This window comes from Azonexus caeni (assembly GCF_048146105.1).
Lineage (GTDB): Bacteria > Pseudomonadota > Gammaproteobacteria > Burkholderiales > Rhodocyclaceae > Azonexus > Azonexus aromaticus_B.
Genome location: NZ_JBKJAD010000001.1, coordinates 572196 through 589152 on the forward strand (window position 1 = coordinate 572196; position 16957 = coordinate 589152).

Annotated in this window: 14 protein-coding genes; 12 read left to right on the forward strand and 2 right to left on the reverse strand. The window is 66.2% G+C overall.

Going from position 1 to position 16957, the window contains the following annotated elements:
• The first annotated feature begins 182 nt into the window (after positions 1–182).
• Positions 183–1352, forward strand: a complete 1170-nt coding sequence (gene pobA / locus ACLIIZ_RS02600) for a 4-hydroxybenzoate 3-monooxygenase (protein WP_416690637.1) — start codon at positions 183–185, stop codon at positions 1350–1352.
• Between the two features lie 21 nt (positions 1353–1373).
• Here pobA and ACLIIZ_RS02605 read toward each other — a convergent pair whose 3' ends face one another.
• Positions 1374–2270, reverse strand: coding sequence for a LysR substrate-binding domain-containing protein (locus ACLIIZ_RS02605; RefSeq protein ID WP_416690638.1), 897 nt, complete (start codon positions 2268–2270; stop codon positions 1374–1376).
• A 28-nt stretch (positions 2271–2298) separates the two neighbouring features.
• Positions 2299–2802 carry a MarR family winged helix-turn-helix transcriptional regulator gene (locus ACLIIZ_RS02610; RefSeq protein ID WP_416690639.1) on the reverse strand — a complete coding sequence of 168 codons (504 nt, stop codon included), beginning with the start codon at positions 2800–2802 and terminating at the stop codon, positions 2299–2301.
• Between the two features lie 218 nt (positions 2803–3020).
• Here ACLIIZ_RS02610 and ACLIIZ_RS02615 point away from each other — a divergent pair, with 218 nt between their 5' ends.
• The 11 genes from ACLIIZ_RS02615 (at position 3021) to ACLIIZ_RS02665 (ending at position 16743) form a co-directional block, all read left to right on the forward strand.
• Complete coding sequence (locus ACLIIZ_RS02615) at positions 3021–3857, forward strand: p-hydroxycinnamoyl CoA hydratase/lyase (RefSeq protein ID WP_416690640.1); 837 nt, start codon at positions 3021–3023, stop codon at positions 3855–3857.
• 65 nt (positions 3858–3922) lie between these two features.
• The gene (locus ACLIIZ_RS02620; protein WP_416690641.1) at positions 3923–5377 is read left to right on the forward strand and encodes an aldehyde dehydrogenase; all 1455 of its coding nucleotides are present in this window, start codon (positions 3923–3925) and stop codon (positions 5375–5377) included.
• 75 nt (positions 5378–5452) lie between these two features.
• The gene (locus tag ACLIIZ_RS02625; protein WP_416690642.1) at positions 5453–7237 is read left to right on the forward strand and encodes an acyl-CoA dehydrogenase; all 1785 of its coding nucleotides are present in this window, start codon (positions 5453–5455) and stop codon (positions 7235–7237) included.
• A gap of 37 nt (positions 7238–7274) precedes the next feature.
• Positions 7275–9134: a feruloyl-CoA synthase gene (locus tag ACLIIZ_RS02630; RefSeq protein ID WP_416690643.1), complete on the forward strand. Its 1860-nt coding sequence runs from the start codon at positions 7275–7277 to the stop codon at positions 9132–9134.
• A 7-nt stretch (positions 9135–9141) separates the two neighbouring features.
• Positions 9142–9891: a crotonase/enoyl-CoA hydratase family protein gene (locus tag ACLIIZ_RS02635; protein WP_416690644.1), complete on the forward strand. Its 750-nt coding sequence runs from the start codon at positions 9142–9144 to the stop codon at positions 9889–9891.
• Complete coding sequence (locus tag ACLIIZ_RS02640; RefSeq protein ID WP_416690645.1) at positions 9888–10778, forward strand: amidohydrolase family protein; 891 nt, start codon at positions 9888–9890, stop codon at positions 10776–10778. Before ACLIIZ_RS02635 ends, ACLIIZ_RS02640 begins: the two co-directional genes overlap by 4 nt.
• Positions 10775–11524 (forward strand): electron transfer flavoprotein subunit beta/FixA family protein, encoded by a 750-nt coding sequence (locus ACLIIZ_RS02645; protein WP_416690646.1) that lies wholly within the window; start codon positions 10775–10777, stop codon positions 11522–11524. Before ACLIIZ_RS02640 ends, ACLIIZ_RS02645 begins: the two co-directional genes overlap by 4 nt.
• Before the next feature lie 2 nt (positions 11525–11526).
• On the forward strand, positions 11527–12459 hold the full coding sequence (locus ACLIIZ_RS02650; RefSeq protein WP_416690647.1) for an electron transfer flavoprotein subunit alpha/FixB family protein: 933 nt from the start codon (positions 11527–11529) through the stop codon (positions 12457–12459).
• 443 nt (positions 12460–12902) lie between these two features.
• Complete coding sequence (locus tag ACLIIZ_RS02655) at positions 12903–13991, forward strand: 4-oxalomesaconate tautomerase (protein ID WP_416690648.1); 1089 nt, start codon at positions 12903–12905, stop codon at positions 13989–13991.
• Between the two features lie 48 nt (positions 13992–14039).
• Positions 14040–15434 (forward strand): MFS transporter, encoded by a 1395-nt coding sequence (locus tag ACLIIZ_RS02660; RefSeq protein ID WP_416690649.1) that lies wholly within the window; start codon positions 14040–14042, stop codon positions 15432–15434.
• A 166-nt stretch (positions 15435–15600) separates the two neighbouring features.
• Positions 15601–16743: a porin gene (locus tag ACLIIZ_RS02665; protein WP_416690650.1), complete on the forward strand. Its 1143-nt coding sequence runs from the start codon at positions 15601–15603 to the stop codon at positions 16741–16743.
• Positions 16744–16957: the final 214 nt, after the last annotated feature.

A 16957-nucleotide genomic window follows, 5' to 3' on the forward strand; every position in this document is an offset into this window, starting at 1 on the left:
ATAGCAGATATACGGATTTCAATAAAAGAAAAGTCCAATTGATTGCCTTGATCGTCCAAGGCTTTGAAGCCGCCAGTCCCTAGTCTTGCAACTAGTCCGGAGCCACGGACATGACGATTCGAGCGCTGCGAAATCCCCGGCTGGATGTCCGGGCGCTCGATCCAATCCAACAGGAGACAAGAATGAAAACCAGCGTTTGTATCATCGGCGGTGGCCCCTCGGGCCTGATGCTTTCCCAGTTGCTGCACCTGCAGGGCATCGAGACGGTCGTTCTCGAACGGCAGAGCCGCGAGTACGTGCTGAGCCGTATCCGGGCCGGCGTTCTCGAGCATGGTTTTGCCGAGCTGATGCGCGAGGCGCAGTGCGGCGAACGCATGGACCGCGAGGGGGAAATCCACGAGGGTTTCATCATCGCTCACAACGGCAAGCAGAGCCGCGTCGATCTGCACAAGTACAGCGGCGGCAGCTCGGTCGTCGTCTACGGCCAGACCGAACTGACCCGCGATCTTTACGAAGCGCGCGACCGGATGAACGGCATCGTCATCCACAACGCCGAGGACGTGCAGCCGCACGACCTCACCGGCAAGCCCTACGTGACTTACCGCCAGGGCGACGAGATCGTGCGCATCGACTGCGATTACGTGATCGGCGCCGACGGCTTCCACGGCGTCAGCCGCAAGTCGATTCCGAAGAACGTGCTGAAGGAGTACGAGAAGGTCTATCCCTTCGGCTGGCTGGGCGTGCTGTCGCGCACCAAGCCGGTGTCGCCGGAACTGATCTATGCCCGCCACGAACGCGGTTTCGCCTTGTGCTCGTTGCGCTCGCAGGTGCTGAGCCGTTACTACGTCCAGGTGCCGCTCAGCGACTCCGTCGAGGACTGGTCAGACGAGAGGTTCTGGGAAGAACTGAAGCGGCGCCTGCCGGAAGACGTGGCCGGGCGCCTGATCACCGGCCCGTCGATCGAGAAGTCGATCGCCCCGCTGCGTTCCTTCGTCGCCGAGCCGATGCGCTACGGCAATCTGTTCCTCGCCGGCGACGCCGCCCACATCGTGCCGCCGACCGGTGCCCGCGGTCTGAACAGCGCCGCTTCCGACATCTATTACCTGTATCACGCGCTGGTCGATCACTACAAGAAGGGCGACGACAACGGTCTCGACAACTACTCGGCCAAGGCGCTGGCCCGGGTGTGGAAGGCGCAGCGCTTCTCGTGGTGGATGACGACGATGCTGCACACCTTCCCGGACAGCCTGCCTTACGACCAGAAACTGCAGCAGACCGACCTCGACTACCTGTTCTCGTCGGAGGCGGCGCAGCGCTCGCTGGCCGAGAACTACGTCGGCCTGCCGTTCTGAGCCGGCCTTGCCGCCCGCCGGCTACTGCGCCAGGCGGGTGGCGACGACGCGCCGGATCAGCTCGATCAGCGCCCGCTGCGTCGCGGTGATCTGGCGGTGCGAGTTCATCCCCAGCGACAGCTTGGCTTTCAGCCCGTCGCCCTGGACCGAGCGCAGCCGGAACTTGCGCTCGCCGGCCAGGTTGGCGACGGCGGTCTGCGACAGGATCGCGTAGCCGAAACCTTCGCCGACCAGGTCGAGAATGGCGTTGATCCCGTCGACCTCGAAGGCGATGCTCGGCCGCAGCCCGAGGTTGGCGAGTGCGCTTTCGATCAGCATGCGGATCGCGTTGGGGCGGCTGGGAACGATCAGCGGATAGTCGGGCAGCTCGTCGATGGCGACCGGGGTGGTCGGCCGGCTGTCGGTTTCGGGGCTGACCAGGAAGAGCTCTTCCTCGAGCAGCGGCGTCAGGTCGACGTCGGGCGATGGCGTCGCGTTGTAGAGCAGGGCGACGTCGAGGCGGCCGGAAACCAGCGATTCGTGCATGCCGGCGCTCATGCCCTCGCGGATCGCCAGCTTGGCGGCGGGGAAGTTCTCCTTGAACTCGCGGAAGATCGGCACCGCCAGGATCTTCAGCAGGCTCGGCGGCAAACCGAGGGCGACGTGGCCGACCAGCGCGCCGCGCGCCCGGCCGAGTTCCTCGCGCAGGCGTTCGACCTGGTAGAGGATGCCACGGCCGTACTCGAGCAGCAGCTTGCCGGCGTCGGTGGTGACGACGCCGCGGCCGTTGCGCAGGAGCAGGTTCTGTTCGAACTCCAGTTCGAGCATCCGGACCTGGCGGCTCAGTGCCGGCTGGGCGATGTCGAGGAGGATGGAGGCGCGCGTGAAACTGCCGAGCTCGGCGACGCGGACAAAATACTCCAGTTGTTTGAGGTCCATTCAGGTGACTCCGGTGATGGCGGGCAGCTCAGTTGTCCTTGCCGGTTTCGCCGGCGAGCGCGGGGTCGATCATGATCGCGCTGAGCGTGTGCAGTACCTGCCGCAGATTCTGCTGCAGCGCGCCGCGTTGGCTGGCGGAGAGCTTGGTCAGCATGGCGCCTTCCAGGCGGGCGACCTGCTCATGCGCCTGGTCGAGCAGCGCCTGGCCGGCCCCGGTCAGGCTGAGGCGGACGATGCGGCCGTGCGAGGGGTCGGGGGCGCGCTCGACCCAGCCCTTCTTTTCCATCAGCTTGATCATCTCGTTCGCCGACTGTGGCGAGATCAGCGAGCGCTCGGCGAGCTGGGCGTTGCTGATCTGCGACTGCGATTCGAGGAAGGAGAGCGCGGTGTATTGGGCGACGCTCAGGCCGAGCGCGGTCAGCGCGTCGCGGATGCGCCGGTTGACCGCGTGGTCGAGACGGCCGATCAGGTAGCAGAAGCCGCTGGGACGGAGCTTGTCTTGGCTGCTCGGGCCGTCGATCGGTGAGTTCATGGCGATTCTCGGTGAATTTACGGTGCGGGTCCGGGAAGTGAGGGTTGGCAGGTTGCCTGATATCCAGGCCCGATCTTACCGCAGCCGGCTGTCGTCTGGGAGTGTTAAAAATTAATCATTGGGGAATCGATTGCAGGGTATTGCGTTTTTATTTTTATCCCTTATTATTCGACTCATATCAGGTAGCCTGATATTTCCAACCACTAAGGAGACAGAATATGTCCAAGTATGAAGGCCGCTGGAGCTGCGTTAAGGTCGAGCTCGAAGAAGGCATCGCCTGGGTCACCCTGAACCGCCCGGAAAAGCGCAACGCGATGAGCCCGACGCTCAATCGCGAAATGATCGACGTGCTGCAGACGCTGGAACTCGATGAGGAAGCCGTGGTCCTGGTGCTGACCGGCGCCGGCGATTCGTGGACCGCCGGCATGGACTTGAAGGAATACTTCCGCGAGACCGACGGCAAGCCGGAAATCTTCCAGGAACGCTCGCGTCGCGAAGCCTGCGAATGGCAGTGGAAGCTCTTGCGCATGTACAACAAGCCGACCATCGCCATGGTCAACGGCTGGTGTTTCGGCGGCGGCTTCTCGCCGCTGGTCGCCTGCGATCTGGCGATTGCCGCCGACGAAGCGACCTTCGGCCTGTCCGAAATCAACTGGGGTATCCCGCCGGGCAACCTGGTCAGCAAGGCGATGGCCGATACCGTCGGTCACCGCGAATCGCTCTACTACATCATGACCGGCGAGCCGTTCAGCGGCCAGAAGGCGGCCGAGATGGGCCTGGTCAACAAGAGCGTGCCGCGCGCCCAGTTGCGTGACGAAGTCGTCGCCCTGGCCAGGAAGCTGCTCGCCAAGAACCCGGTCGTGCTGCGCTACGCCAAGAACGGCTTCAAGCGCTGCCGCGAACTCGACTGGGATCAGAACGAGGACTACCTGTACGCCAAGCTCGACCAGTGCATCGGCCGCGACCCGGAGCAGGGGCGCAAGGAAGGCATGAAGCAGTTCCTCGACGACAAGACCCTGAAGCCGGGCCTGCAAACCTACCAGCGCGCCAAGTAAGCGCCCACGTGCAAAAAATACCGGTAGCCCCACGGGGCGCCGGAATTCCTATCCAGGAGGAGACGATGAGAAAAGTTGAATTGCTGATTGGCGGCGAAAGCCGTCCGGCCGCCAATGGCGCCAGTTTCGAGCGGCGCAATCCGGTCAGCGGCGAAGTCGCCACGCTGGCTGCCGCCGCCACCCTGGCCGACGCCGATGCGGCGGTGGCCGCTGCTGCCGCCGCCTTCCCGGCCTGGGCGGCGCTGGCGCCGAGCGCCCGCCGCGAGTTGTTGCTGAAAGCGGCCGAGATCATGGACCGGCGGGCGCCGGAGTTCGTCGCCACCGGCGTTGACGAAGCCGCCTCGACGCCGATCTGGTACGGCTTCAACGCCATGCTGGCGGCCAACATGTTGCGCGATGCGGCCGGTCTGGTCACCCAGGTCGGCGGCGAGGTCATCCCTTCCGACATCGACGGCAACCTGGCGATGGCGGTGCGCCAGCCGGCCGGCGTCGTGCTCGGCATCGCGCCGTGGAATGCGCCGGTGATCCTCGGCACGCGCGCCATCGCCGTGCCGCTGGCTTGCGGCAATACCGTCGTCCTCAAGTCCTCCGAGCTGACCCCGGGCCTGCACCGGTTGATCGGCGAGGTTCTGGTCGAAGCCGGCATCCCGGCCGGCGTCGTCAATGTGATTTCCAATGCGCCAGCCGACGCGCCGGCCATCGTCGAGCGGCTGATCGCCAACCCGGCGGTCAAGCGCGTGAACTTCACCGGCTCGACCAACGTTGGCCGGATCATCGGCCAGCTCGCCGCCAAGTACCTGAAGCCGGCGGTGCTCGAACTGGGCGGCAAGAACCCGATGCTGGTGCTCGACGACGCCGACCTCGACGAGGCGGTGACGGCGGCGGCCTTCGGCGCCTACTTCAACCAGGGCCAGATCTGCATGTCGACCGACCGCATCATCGTCTCGCGCAGCATTGCCGCGAGCTTCGTCGAGCGCCTGGCGGCCAAGCTGGCGACGATGCGGGCCGGCAAGCCGGGCAGCGAAGGCTGCATCCTCGGCGCCATGGTGACCCCGGAAGCGGCGGCGCGTGTCGAGCGCCTGGTCGCCGACGCCGTCGCCAAGGGCGCCAGCCTGCCCACCGGGGCGGTCCAGTGCGACGGCGCCGTGCTGCAGCCGGTGCTGGTCGACGGCCTGACGCCGGAAATGGAGCTGTACCGGGAAGAGGCTTTCGGTCCGGTGGTCACGGTGCTGCGCGTCGATAGCGACGAAGAGGCGATCCGCCTGGCCAACGACAGCGAGTACGGCTTGTCGGCGTCGGTGTTCAGCAAGGACATCGGTCGCGCGCTGGCGGTTGCCAAGCGCATCGAGTCGGGCATCTGCCACATCAACTCGTCGACCGTGCATGACGAGGCGCAGATGCCTTTCGGTGGCGTCAAGGCGTCCGGTTACGGCCGCTTCGGCGGCAAGGCCGGCGTTGCCGAATTCACCGACCTGCGCTGGATCACCATCCAGACCACGCATCGCCACTACCCGGTGTAAGGCACTGCCTCAAGGGCGGGGCGGTCCGTCGCCGGGCCGTCCCGTCGCGTGAAACGATCAATTCTGGAATTTCGTATGGACAGTTACGCTGCGCCCCTGCGCGACATGCGCTTCATCCTCGACCATCTGGTCGGCATCGACCGGATCGCCGCCCTGCCGGGTTGCGCCGACGCCGAGCCGGACCTCGTGCACAGCATCCTCGAGGAAGCCGACAAGTTCGCGGCCGGTGTGCTGGCGCCGCTCAACAAGGTTGGCGACCGAGAAGGCTGTCACCTCGACGGCGAGCGGGTCGTCGTGCCGAACGGTTGGCAGGAAGCCTGGGACCAGTTCGTCGCCAGCGGCTGGCTCGGCCTGTCCTTGCCCGCCGAGTACGGCGGTCAGGGGCTGACCAAATCGCTGTGGGCGCCGGTCTGGGAAATGTGGTTCTCGTCCAACCTGGCCTTCACCATGTTGCCGCAGCTCACCCTCGGCCAGACCGAGGCGCTCGAAGTGGCGGCCGACGAAACGCTCAAGGCCCTCTATCTGCCGAAGATCGTCAGCGGCGAGTGGGCCTGCAACATGAGCCTGACCGAGCCGCAGGCCGGTTCCGACCTCGCCGCCGTGCGCATGCGCGCCGAGCCGGCCGGCGACGGCAGCTACCGGCTGGCCGGCCAGAAGATCTTCATTTCCTACGGCGACCATGAACTGGCCGCCAACATCGTCCATCTGGTGCTCGCCCGGCTGCCCGACGCGCCGCCCGGCATCAAGGGCATCTCGCTGTTCCTGGTGCCGAAGTTCCTGGTCAATGCCGACGGCAGCCTGGGCGAGAAGAACGACGTGCGCGCCGTCGCCCTCGAACACAAGCTCGGCATCCACGGCAGCCCGACCTGCACGCTGGCCTACGGCGACCATGGCGGCGCCGTCGGCTATCTGGTCGGCGAACTGAACCGCGGCATCGAATACATGTTCGTGATGATGAACGACGCCCGCTTCGGCGTCAGCGTCCATGGCGTCGCGCTCGCCGAGCGCGCCTACCAGATGGCGCTGCGCTACGCCGGCGAGCGCGTCCAGGGCAAGGTGCTGGGCTCGGCCGGCCTGCCGATCGCCGCGCATCCCGACGTCAAGCGCCAGTTGCTGGCGATGCGCACGCGCATCTTCGCCATGCGCGCGCTGGTTTATACCGCTGCCGGCTGGTTCGACCACGCCCGGCACAATCCCGACCAGGAAGCCGCCGCCCGCAGCCGCCGCTACATCGACCTGCTGATGCCGGTGCTCAAGGCCTGGAACACCGAAACCGGCAACCTGGTCTGCGACGACGCGATCCAGGTCTTCGGCGGCATGGGCTTCGTCGAGGAAACCGGCATCACCCAGCATTACCGCGATTCGCGGGTGACCCGGATCTACGAGGGAACGACCGGCATCCAGGCCAACGACCTGGTCGGCCGCAAGATCCTGCGCGAGAACGGCGCCACGCTGCGCGAACTGCTCGCCGACATCCGCGCCGAGACCACCGCCCTGGCGCTGGTGAACGACCTGGCCGGCCATGCCCACGCCTTGTCGGTCAATCTTGCCGACCTCGAACGCTCGCTCGACTTCCTGCTCGCCCAGGGCCAGGGGGCGCCGGCGCTGGTCCAGGCCGCCGCCGTGCCCTTCCTGCACCTGAGCGGCCTGGTCTGCGCCGGCTGGCAGGTGGCCCGGGCGGCACGCGCCGCGCACGCCGGGCTGGCCACCGGTGCCGATAACGCCGACTACCTGCGCGGCGTGCTCGCCATCGCCGATTTCTGGTTTGCCACCTACGCGCCGCAGGTCCGTGCCTGGAGCGAGACGGTGCAGGCCGCGGCCTGCGTCGTCGCGGCGCCGGATGCGGCGCTGTACGGCTAGCCGGCGCCAGACCCACAGAAAAAAATGAGGAGACAACATGAACAACCCAGCATTCCAAACCGTCATCGACAGTGATTTCCGCCCGGTCAGCATCGGCCATCCGCCCCCCGAAATCCAGCACGACGCCGACGGCGTCTGGCATATCCGGCCGCTCGAAGCGCTCGGCGATTACCCGCCGCGTCTGACCGACCGCCTGGTCGACGGCGCCCGCGATTTCCCAGAGCGCACGCTGATGGCCGCCCGCGGTCCGGACGGCGAGTGGATCCGCATCGGCTACGGCGACATGCTCCAGCGCGCGCGGCGCATCGGCCAGTGGCTGCTCGACCACGGTGTCTGCGTCGACCGGCCCTTGCTGGTGCTGTCCGGCAACGACCTCGAACACATCCAGCTGATGCTCGGTGCGATGTATGCCGGCGTTCCGTATTCGTCGGTGTCGCCGGCCTATTCGCTGGTCGCCACCGACTTCGGCAAGCTGCGCCACATCGTCGGCACGGTCACCCCGAGCGTCGTCTATGCCGCCGCCGGCGAGCCCTTCGCCCGGGCGATCGCCGGCGCGGTCGACAGTGACGTCACTGTCGTTCTCGGCAAAGGAGAATTGTCCGAGCGCGCCAGCATTCCGTTTGCCGAACTGCTGCAGGTCGAGCCGAGCACGGTCGATGCCGCCAACGCCGCGGTCGGCCCCGACACCATCGCCAAGTTCCTGTTCACCTCCGGCTCGACCAAGCTGCCGAAAGCGGTGACGACGACCCAGCGCATGCTCTGCGCCAACCAGCAGATGCTGCTGCAGACCTTCCCGGTGTTCGCCGAAGAACCGCCGGTACTGGTCGACTGGCTGCCCTGGAACCACACCTTTGGCGGCAGCCACAACGTCGGCATCGCGCTCTACAACGGCGGCAGCTTCTACATCGACGACGGCCAGCCGACGCCCAAGCGCTTCGCCGAAACCCTGCGCAACCTGCGCGAGATTTCGCCGACCGTCTATTTCAACGTGCCCAAGGCCTGGGAAGACCTGACCGTCGTCCTCGAGCACGACGCCGAGTTGCGCGAGGTCTTCTTCGCCAAACTCAAGCTCTTCTTCTTCGCCGGCGCCGGCCTCTCGCAAGCCGCCTGGGACCGCCTCGACCGCGTCACCGAAGCGCATTGCGGGCACCGCATCCGGATGATGGTCGGCCTCGGCATGACCGAGACTTCGCCGTCCTGCCTGTTCTCCACTGGCGGCGTCATCGGTGCCGGCTACGTCGGCCTGCCGGCGCCCGGCTGCGAGGTCAAGCTGGTGCCGACCGACGGCAAGCTGGAGGCGCGCATGCGCGGCCCGCACGTGATGCCCGGCTACTGGCGCAATGCCGAGCAGACGCGGGCGGTGTTCGACGCCGACGGCTATTTCTGCACCGGCGACGCGCTGAAGTTCGTCGACGAAGCCCGGCCCGAACTGGGCATGGTCTTCGACGGCCGCATCGCCGAGGACTTCAAGCTCTCGTCCGGCACCTTCGTCAGCGTCGGGCCGCTGCGCGCCAAGGTGATCACTGAGGGCGCGCCCTACGTCCAGGACATCGTCGTCGCCGGCATGAACCGCGACGAGATCGGCGTGCTGGTTTTCGCGCGGGTTCCCGAGTGCCGGCAACTGGCCGGTCTCGGCGACGATGCCGACCTCTTCGCGGTGATGACCCACCCGAAGGTGCGCGAGCATTTCGCCGGCCTGCTGACGCGCCTCAACCGCACGGCGACCGGCTCGGCCAACCGCATCGCCTGGCTGCGCCTGCTCGAAACCCTGCCGTCGATCGACCACAGCGAAGTCACCGACAAGGGCTCGATCAACCAGCGCGCGGTGCTGACCCGCCGCGCCGAGTTGATCGATGCCTTGTACGCCGGTCAGGACCCTTTCCTGATCGCCGGTTGAAACGCCCATGCTCGACGTCGACTTCAGCGACCGCCTGCTGCGCCTGACGTTGGCGCGGCCGGCCAAGCGCAACGCGATCGACAGCGCGCTGCTCGGCGCGATCGAGCGGGCGGTCGACGACCTGCCGGAGAGCGCCGGGGCGATCCTGATCGCCGGCCAGGGGCCGCATTTCTGTGCCGGTCTCGACCTCGCCGAACACCGGGCGCGCGATGCGCAGGCGGTGTTCGCCATCTCGCAGCGTTGGCAGCGGCTGTTCAGCCGGCTCCAGGAAAGCGGTTTGCCGATCGTCGTCGCGCTGTCCGGCGCGGTGATCGGCGGCGGTCTCGAACTGGCGGCGCTCGGTCACGTCCGCGTCGCCGACAGCACTACCTTCTACCAGTTGCCGGAAGGGCGCCACGGGGTGTTCGTCGGCGGCGGCGGCTCGGTGCGCATTGCCCGTCTGATCGGCGCCGACCGCATGGGCGAGATGATGCTGACCGGGCGCCGGCTCGACGCCGAGGAAGGCGCCCGCCTCGGCCTCTCGCACTACCTGGTCGGCCCCGGCGAAGCCCCGGCCCGGGCCGAGGCGCTGGCGCGGCAAGTGCTGGAAAACGCCAGCCTGGCCAACTGGGCGATCGTCTCGGCGCTGCCGCGCATTGCCGAGCTGAGCGCCGGCAACGGCTTTTTCGTCGAATCGCTGACGGCGGCGCTGACCCAGACCGGGTCGGAAGTCGCCGGGCGGATCGACCGTTTTCTGAATCAGGGGAAGGCGCGATGAATTGCGACGAGCTGATTGCCATCGATTTCCATACGCACGCCGAAGTCTCGTGCTGCCAGGGCCACGACCCCTTTGGCGACGAATTCGACCGCGCCGCCGACAAGTATTTCGGTTCGGATCGCCGGCCGACCATTGCCGAGACCGTCGCCTACTACCGCGAACGCAAGATCGGCCTGGTCATGTTCACCGTCGACGCCGAGGCGCAGATCGGTCGCCGGCGCATTCCCAACGAGGAAATCGCCGAGGCGGCGCGGGCCAACGCCGACCTGATGATCGCCTTCGCCAGCATCGATCCGCACAAGGGCGTCATGGGCGCCCGCGAGGCGCGGCGGCTGATCGAGGAATACGGCGTGCGCGGCTTCAAGTTCCACCCGACGGTGCAGGGCTTCCAGCCCTACGACCGTTTCGCCTGGCCGCTCTACGAGGTGATTGCCGAGTACCAATTGCCGGCGATCTTCCATACCGGCCATTCCGGCATCGGCAGCGGCATGCGCGCCGGCGGCGGGCTGCGCGTCGGCAATTCCAACCCGATGCTGCTCGAAGACGTCGCCATCGATTTCCCCGACATGCAGATCGTCATGGCCCACCCCAGCTGGCCCTGGCAGGACGAGGCGCTGTCCTTGTGCCTGCATAAGCCGAACCTCTGGATCGACCTTTCCGGCTGGTCGCCGCGCTATTTCCCGCCGCAACTGGTGCAGTACGCCAACACGCTGCTCAAGGATCGCATCCTGTTCGGCTCCGATTTTCCCCTGATCACCCCCGACCGCTGGCTGGCCGATTTCGCGAAGGCCGGCTTCCGGCCGGAAGTCGCGCCGCTGATCCTGAAGCAGAACGCGATGCGCCTGCTCGGTCTGGGTCGCTACCATTCCACGGAAGGAAAGCCATGAAGATACTGGTCCCGGTCAAACGGGTCGTCGACTACAACGTCAAGATCCGCGTCAAGGCGGATGGCAGCGGCGTCGACCTGGCCAACGTCAAGATGAGCATGAATCCCTTCGACGAAATCGCCGTCGAGGCGGCGGTCCGGCTCAAGGAAGCCGGCATCGCCAGCGAGGTCGTCGCCGTCTCCTGCGGCGTTGCTGCCTGCCAGGAAACCCTGCGCACGGCGCTGGCCATCGGCGCCGACCGCGCCATCCTGGTCGATAGCGATGCCGAACTGCAGCCGCTGGCCGTCGCCAAGCTGTTGAAAGTCCTGTGCGACCGGGAACAGCCGCAACTGGTGATCTGCGGCAAGCAGGCGATCGACGACGACGCCAACCAGACCGGCCAGATGCTGGCCGCGCTCGCCGGCTGGCCGCAGGCGACTTTTGCCTCGAAGATCGCAATCGCCGACGGCCAGGCCACGGTCACCCGGGAAATCGACGGTGGCCTGGAAACGCTGCAGCTCGCGCTGCCGGCGGTGATCACCACCGACCTGCGCCTGAACGAACCGCGTTACGCGACCTTGCCCAACATCATGAAGGCGAAGAAGAAACCGCTTGCCACGCAGACGCCCGCCGAACTGGGCGTCGACGTGACGCCGCGCCTGCGCACCCTGAAAGTCGCCGAACCGCCTTCGCGCAGCGCCGGGGTCAAGGTGGCGGACGTCGCCGAACTGCTGGCCAAGCTGAAGAACGAAGCCAAGGTGATCTGATCATGAGCATTCTCGTCATTGCCGAACACGACAACGCCCAGCTCAAGGCGTCCACCCTCAATACCGTGGCTGCCGCCAGCAGGATCGGCGGCGAAATCCATGTGCTGGTTGCCGGGGCCGATTGCGCTGCCGTCGCCCGCCAGGCGGCCAGCCTGCAGGGCGTGGCCAAGGTCCGCCTCGCCGACGCCGCGCATTACCAAAGCCAGACGGCGGAAAACCTGAGCGCCCTGGTGCTCGCCCAGGCTGCCGGCTACAGCCACCTCCTGGCGCCCGCCACCACCTTCGGCAAGAACCTGCTGCCGCGCGTCGCCGCCTTGCTCGACGTGGCGCAGATTTCCGAGATCGTCGGCGTCGACTCGGCTGATACCTTCGTGCGCCCGATCTACGCCGGCAATGCCCTGGCCACGGTCAGGAGCGCCGATCCGGTCAAGGTCGTCACGGTGCGCACGACCGCCTTCGACCCGGTCGCCAGCGCTGGTAACGCGGCCATCGAGAACGTCGCCAACGCCAACGACACGGCGCAGTGCGCGCTGCTCGGCCGCGAACTGAGCAAGTCCGAACGCCCCGAACTCGCTGCGGCCAGCACCATCGTCGCCGGCGGTCGCGGCCTGGGTAGTGGCGAGAGCTACCGAGCCCTCCTGGAGCCGCTGGCCGACAAGCTCGGCGCCGCGCTCGGCGCTTCCCGCGCCGCCGTCGATGCCGGCTTCGTACCGAACGACTATCAGGTTGGCCAGACCGGCAAGATCGTCGCGCCCGATCTCTATCTCGCGATCGGCATTTCCGGCGCCATCCAGCACCTGGCCGGGATGAAGGATTCGAAAGTGATCGTCGCCATCAACAAGGACCCGGATGCGCCGATCTTCCAGGTCGCCGATTACGGCCTGGTCGGCGATCTCTTCGAAGCGGTGCCGCAACTGGTCGCTGCCATACGCTGATTTCTCTGCTCCTCTGGAAACCGGGACGCTTTTCCGGTCCCAGCTTGCCGGCTCGGCGTCTCATCGCCGAGCCGGCTTTTTTTCGTCTGCCGCGCGGGGCGACAGGTCGGCGTCCGCCGCCCCGGATGCGAGGCTAAAAATTACTGATTAGTGGAGCATTTCACCATTGTGTTTTACGAGTAATGGCGTAACATCGCCTTTGTGTCAGGGTTCCTGATAACGAACTGACTCAATTACTTGTCATTGCGGAGCCCCGGGTGAAACCGGGGTGGCGCCCGAAAACCCAGGCCAGGAGAGGAAATTGAAGGATTGCATGGAATCCCGGAAGGGCTGGGCGAGGCCAGGGGCGGCGCTTTGGGGGACCGCCCCCATAACGAAAGCGTATAGCTGCTAGTCGTTCCCTTTCCTGTTCCGCCGGAAAAGCGAAGTACACAATGATTTCCATGCAAACTCCGATCAAAACCCTGTTCATGCGCGGCGGCACCTCGCGCGGCCCCTTCTTCCGGGAAGCCGATCTGCCTGCCGACATCGCCAGCCGCGACCGCGTGCTGCTGGCGGTCATGGGCTCGCCCGACAAGCGCCAGATCGACGGTCTGGGCGGTGCCAATCCGCTGACCAGCAAGGTCGGCATCGTTCGTCCCAGCCAGACCGCCGGCGTCGATCTCGATTTCCTGTTCGCCCAGTTGCAGCCGGAGAAGGACAGCGTCGATACGACGCCCAACTGCGGCAACATGCTGGCCGCGGTCGTGCCCTTCGCGTTGGAAACCGGCATGGTCGCCGCACTGGGGGAAACGACGACGCTGCGCGTGCTGACGCTCAATACCGGCATGCAGTGCGACATCACCGTCGAAACCCCGGGCGGCCGCGTCAATTACGCCGGCGCCGCGCACATCGACGGGGTGCCGGGCAGTTCGGCGCCGATTACGATCAACTTCCTCGATACCGCCGGTTCGGTCTGCTCCGGTCTGCTGCCGACCGGCAAGGTGCGCGACACGATCGACGGCATCGAGGTCACCTGCATCGACAACGGCATGCCGCTCGTCATCCTGCGCGCCGCCGACGTCGGCTGCAGCGGTTACGAGAGCGTCGCCGAACTCAACGCCGATGCGCCGCTGAAAGCGCGCATCGAACGCCTGCGCCTGGCCTGCGGCGAGGCGATGGGGCTGGGCGACGTCAGCGCCAAGAACTACCCGAAGATGACCTTGGTCGCGCCGCCGCAGGCGGGCGGCAGCATCGCGACGCGCAGCTTCATCCCGCATGTCTGCCACGACGCGATCGGCGTCCTGGCGGCAGTGACCGTTGGCACCGCCTGTGTCCTCAACGGTTCGGTGACCGCCGGCATCGCCGTCGTCCCGGCCGGCCACAGCAAAAAGATCTCGGTCGAGCATCCGACCGGCGAATTCAGCGTCGAGCTCGAACTCGACCCGGAAAACCCGCAGAACGTCCGCCGTGCCGCGCTGTTGCGCACGGCGCGGCTGATCATGCGCGGCGAGGTGATGGTGCCAGCGGAGGTCTGGCCAGGGAAGGAATAGCAGCAATTTCGACATAACAGACCGCCAACCAAGGCGGAGGAGACTTTCATGACAACTCAGAACCGAGCGCTCGATGTCCAGCAGTTCATCGACGACAACAAGTTTTCACGCTTCCAGTGGCTGGTCTTCGCCGTCAGCTTCCTGGTCATCCTGCTCGATGGTTTCGATACCGCTGCCATCGGCTACATCGCCCCGTCGCTGTTGAAGGAGTGGGGGATCGCCAAGCCGCAACTGGCGCCGGTGCTGAGCGCCGCGCTCGCCGGCCTGGCCGTCGGCGCCGTGCTGATCGGCCCGTTTGCCGACCGTTTCGGCCGCAAGTACCTGCTCACCGGCGCGGTTGCCCTGTTCGGTGTCGCCAGCCTGGCGTCGACGACGTCCGGCAACCTCGACGAGCTGGTCATCTGGCGTTTCGTCACCGGCCTCGGCCTGGGCGCCGCGATGCCGCTGGCGGTGACGCTGGCCAGCGAGTTCGCGCCGACCCGTCGGCGGGCCGTCCTGACCAGTGCGATGTTCACCGGTTTCCCGCTCGGTGCCGCGCTGGGCGGCTTCCTCGCCGCCTGGATGATTCCCCACTGGGGCTGGCGTAGCGTGCTCGAACTCGGCGGCGCGCTGCCGATCGTGCTCGCCCTGTTCATGTTGTTCGCGTTGCCGGAATCGGTGCGCTACCTGGTCGCTCGCGGCGCTCCCGCCGAGCGTATCCGTGCCGTGCTGGCGCGCATCTCGGCGAGCATCGGCAAGGCGGAGCGCTTCGTGCTCGGTGAAACCGTCGTCGCCAAGGTGGCCAACGATCAGGGCAAGTCCGGCGTCGCGCTGATCCTGTCGCGCTCCTATGTCGTCGGTTCGGCGATGCTGTGGCTGACCTACGGCATGGGCATCGTGATTTTCTACGCGCTGATCAACTGGATGCCGATCCTGCTGAAGGATGCCGGGCTCGAACCGCAGACGGCGCTGCTCGTCACCTCGCTGTTCCCGCTCGGCGGGGTCGGCGCCATCGCCTTCGGCCTGCTGATGGACAAGTTCAACGCCAACCGCGTGATCATGATCGGTTACCTGATCACCGCCGCCTGCGTCTATGCGATCGGCCAGGTCGCCGGCAACCTCGGTTGGCTGGTGGTCATGGTCTTCGTCGGTGGTGCCGTGATGAACACCACGCAGACCAGCATGCCGGCGCTGGCCGCGGCTTTCTACCCGACCGCCGGACGGGCCACCGGGGTCGCCTGGATGATGGCGATCGGCCGCATCGGCGCCGTCGCGGCGCCCTTCCTGGTCGCCGAACTGCAACGTCGCCACTTCGATTTCGCGCAGATTTTCGCGGTGCTGGCGATTCCCGGCGTGATCGCCGCGATCGCCCTGTTCGTCAAGAACGCCTCGCACCCGGAAAAGTCCGTCGCCGACGTGGAGCCGGACGAGGCGCCGGCGGTCCCGGTCACCAGCCAGTCCTGAACGACAAGGAACATTGCGACTCTCGCTGCGGGCTGCCTGGGCAGTCGCGGCGGGGCGCCGTGCAGCTTGCCGGAATCCGTCCGGCAAGCTGAGGAGGAGGGCGAATGTCATTCGCCGATGCTTTCCGTGCTGCGGAAGGTCAATTTGTTTGAGGAGGAGTACTCAATTGAAAAAGAAAATCATCGCCCTGGCAGTGCCCGCCGCGCTTTGCGGACCGGTTATGGCGCAGGAGAATGTCCAGGTCTACGGCATCTTCGATATCGGTGTCGCCAGCATCGATGCCGGCGGCAAGGAGCGGCGCAACAAGGTCGATAGCGGCCTGCTGCGCACCTCGCGTCTCGGCTTCAAGGGTAGCGAGGATCTCGGCAACGGGCTGAAGGTCAACTTCGTGCTCGAGTACCGGCTCAACGTCGATCTCAATGAAGGGATCGGCGGCAACTACCGCAGCGATGCGGCCGGCGTCCAGGGCAGCACCTCCGGCCCGGCCCGCCAGCAACTGCTCGGCCTGAGTGGCAACTTCGGGACCGTCGCTTTCGGCCGCATGAACACCACGGCCTTCGACTGGGCGGTCAGATACACGGTGCTCGGGGCCTCCGCCTTCGACGTCACCGGCAACAACGCGATGGCCGCCGGCAGCCGGATCAATCCAGTCGGCGATATTCGCCTCTCCAACGTCATCGCCTACAAGTCGCCAGCGTTTGCCGGTTTCCGTTTCGACGTGAACTATGCCCGCCCGATCGAGGAGGCCGCCGCCGGCAATGGTCGCCTCGAGACCGCCCAGCTCGGGCTGTACTATGACAACGGTCCGCTGTCGGTCGGCGCCGTCTTCGACAATATCGATGGGCATGGCAACGCCACGCTGACCCTGAGTTCGCTGGCCTTCGCGCGCGGTGCCGGCTTCCCGCCGGGGACGACGGTGGTGCGCTACGACGATCTCGAAGTGAAGAGCCAGAACCTTGGCGTCGCCTACGATTTCGGCGTGCTGAAGGCGAAGGCGACGTATCAGCGCGACAAGTTCATGGATCTCTCGGCCAACAAGATCTGGGGCGTCGGGGTGGAAGTGCCGGTATCCGCCAAGGGCACCGTGCATGCCGTCTACTCCGCTTCCTCGGTCAATACCCAGAAAAAGGCGGATTCGCAGGGCTTCTCGCTGGCCTACACGCACAACCTGAGCAAGCGCACCATCGCCTATGCCGGCCTCTCCTGGCAAGACAACGAGCGCAACGGCACTTCCGGGATCTGGGCGACCGCGCCGGATGCCGGCAAGGACGTCAAGATGCTCGCCGCCGGCATCACGCACATGTTCTGATCGCCGCTTCCGGCATCGCCTGCGGCCCGTGTTCCGTCACTGCAAACTGGCGGAACACGGGTTTTTTGCAAATTTCGCCTCTTTCATAACGAAAAGGCATAGCAGCTAGTCGGGGCCTTTCCTGTTCAGTGGCCGGGGGCTTGCGCAGAATCCTTTCCTGAAATCACTGCGGCGCCGGGCAGCCGGTGCACGACGGACGACAACGAACGAAAAG

Bases quoted from the DNA above. Each gene is read 5' to 3' on its own strand.
- pobA (WP_416690637.1), top strand. From the start codon at position 183: ATGAAAACCAGCGTTTGTATCATCGGCGGTGGCCCCTCGGGCCTGATG.
- ACLIIZ_RS02655 (WP_416690648.1), top strand. From the start codon at position 12,903: ATGCAAACTCCGATCAAAACCCTGTTCATGCGCGGCGGCACCTCGCGC.
- ACLIIZ_RS02630 (WP_416690643.1), top strand. From the start codon at position 7,275: ATGAACAACCCAGCATTCCAAACCGTCATCGACAGTGATTTCCGCCCG.
- ACLIIZ_RS02605 (WP_416690638.1), bottom strand. From the start codon at position 2,270: ATGGACCTCAAACAACTGGAGTATTTTGTCCGCGTCGCCGAGCTCGGC.
- ACLIIZ_RS02640 (WP_416690645.1), top strand. From the start codon at position 9,888: ATGAATTGCGACGAGCTGATTGCCATCGATTTCCATACGCACGCCGAA.
- ACLIIZ_RS02620 (WP_416690641.1), top strand. From the start codon at position 3,923: ATGAGAAAAGTTGAATTGCTGATTGGCGGCGAAAGCCGTCCGGCCGCC.
- ACLIIZ_RS02625 (WP_416690642.1), top strand. From the start codon at position 5,453: ATGGACAGTTACGCTGCGCCCCTGCGCGACATGCGCTTCATCCTCGAC.
- ACLIIZ_RS02660 (WP_416690649.1), top strand. From the start codon at position 14,040: ATGACAACTCAGAACCGAGCGCTCGATGTCCAGCAGTTCATCGACGAC.
- ACLIIZ_RS02645 (WP_416690646.1), top strand. From the start codon at position 10,775: ATGAAGATACTGGTCCCGGTCAAACGGGTCGTCGACTACAACGTCAAG.
- ACLIIZ_RS02635 (WP_416690644.1), top strand. From the start codon at position 9,142: ATGCTCGACGTCGACTTCAGCGACCGCCTGCTGCGCCTGACGTTGGCG.
- ACLIIZ_RS02650 (WP_416690647.1), top strand. From the start codon at position 11,527: ATGAGCATTCTCGTCATTGCCGAACACGACAACGCCCAGCTCAAGGCG.
- ACLIIZ_RS02615 (WP_416690640.1), top strand. From the start codon at position 3,021: ATGTCCAAGTATGAAGGCCGCTGGAGCTGCGTTAAGGTCGAGCTCGAA.
- ACLIIZ_RS02610 (WP_416690639.1), bottom strand. From the start codon at position 2,802: ATGAACTCACCGATCGACGGCCCGAGCAGCCAAGACAAGCTCCGTCCC.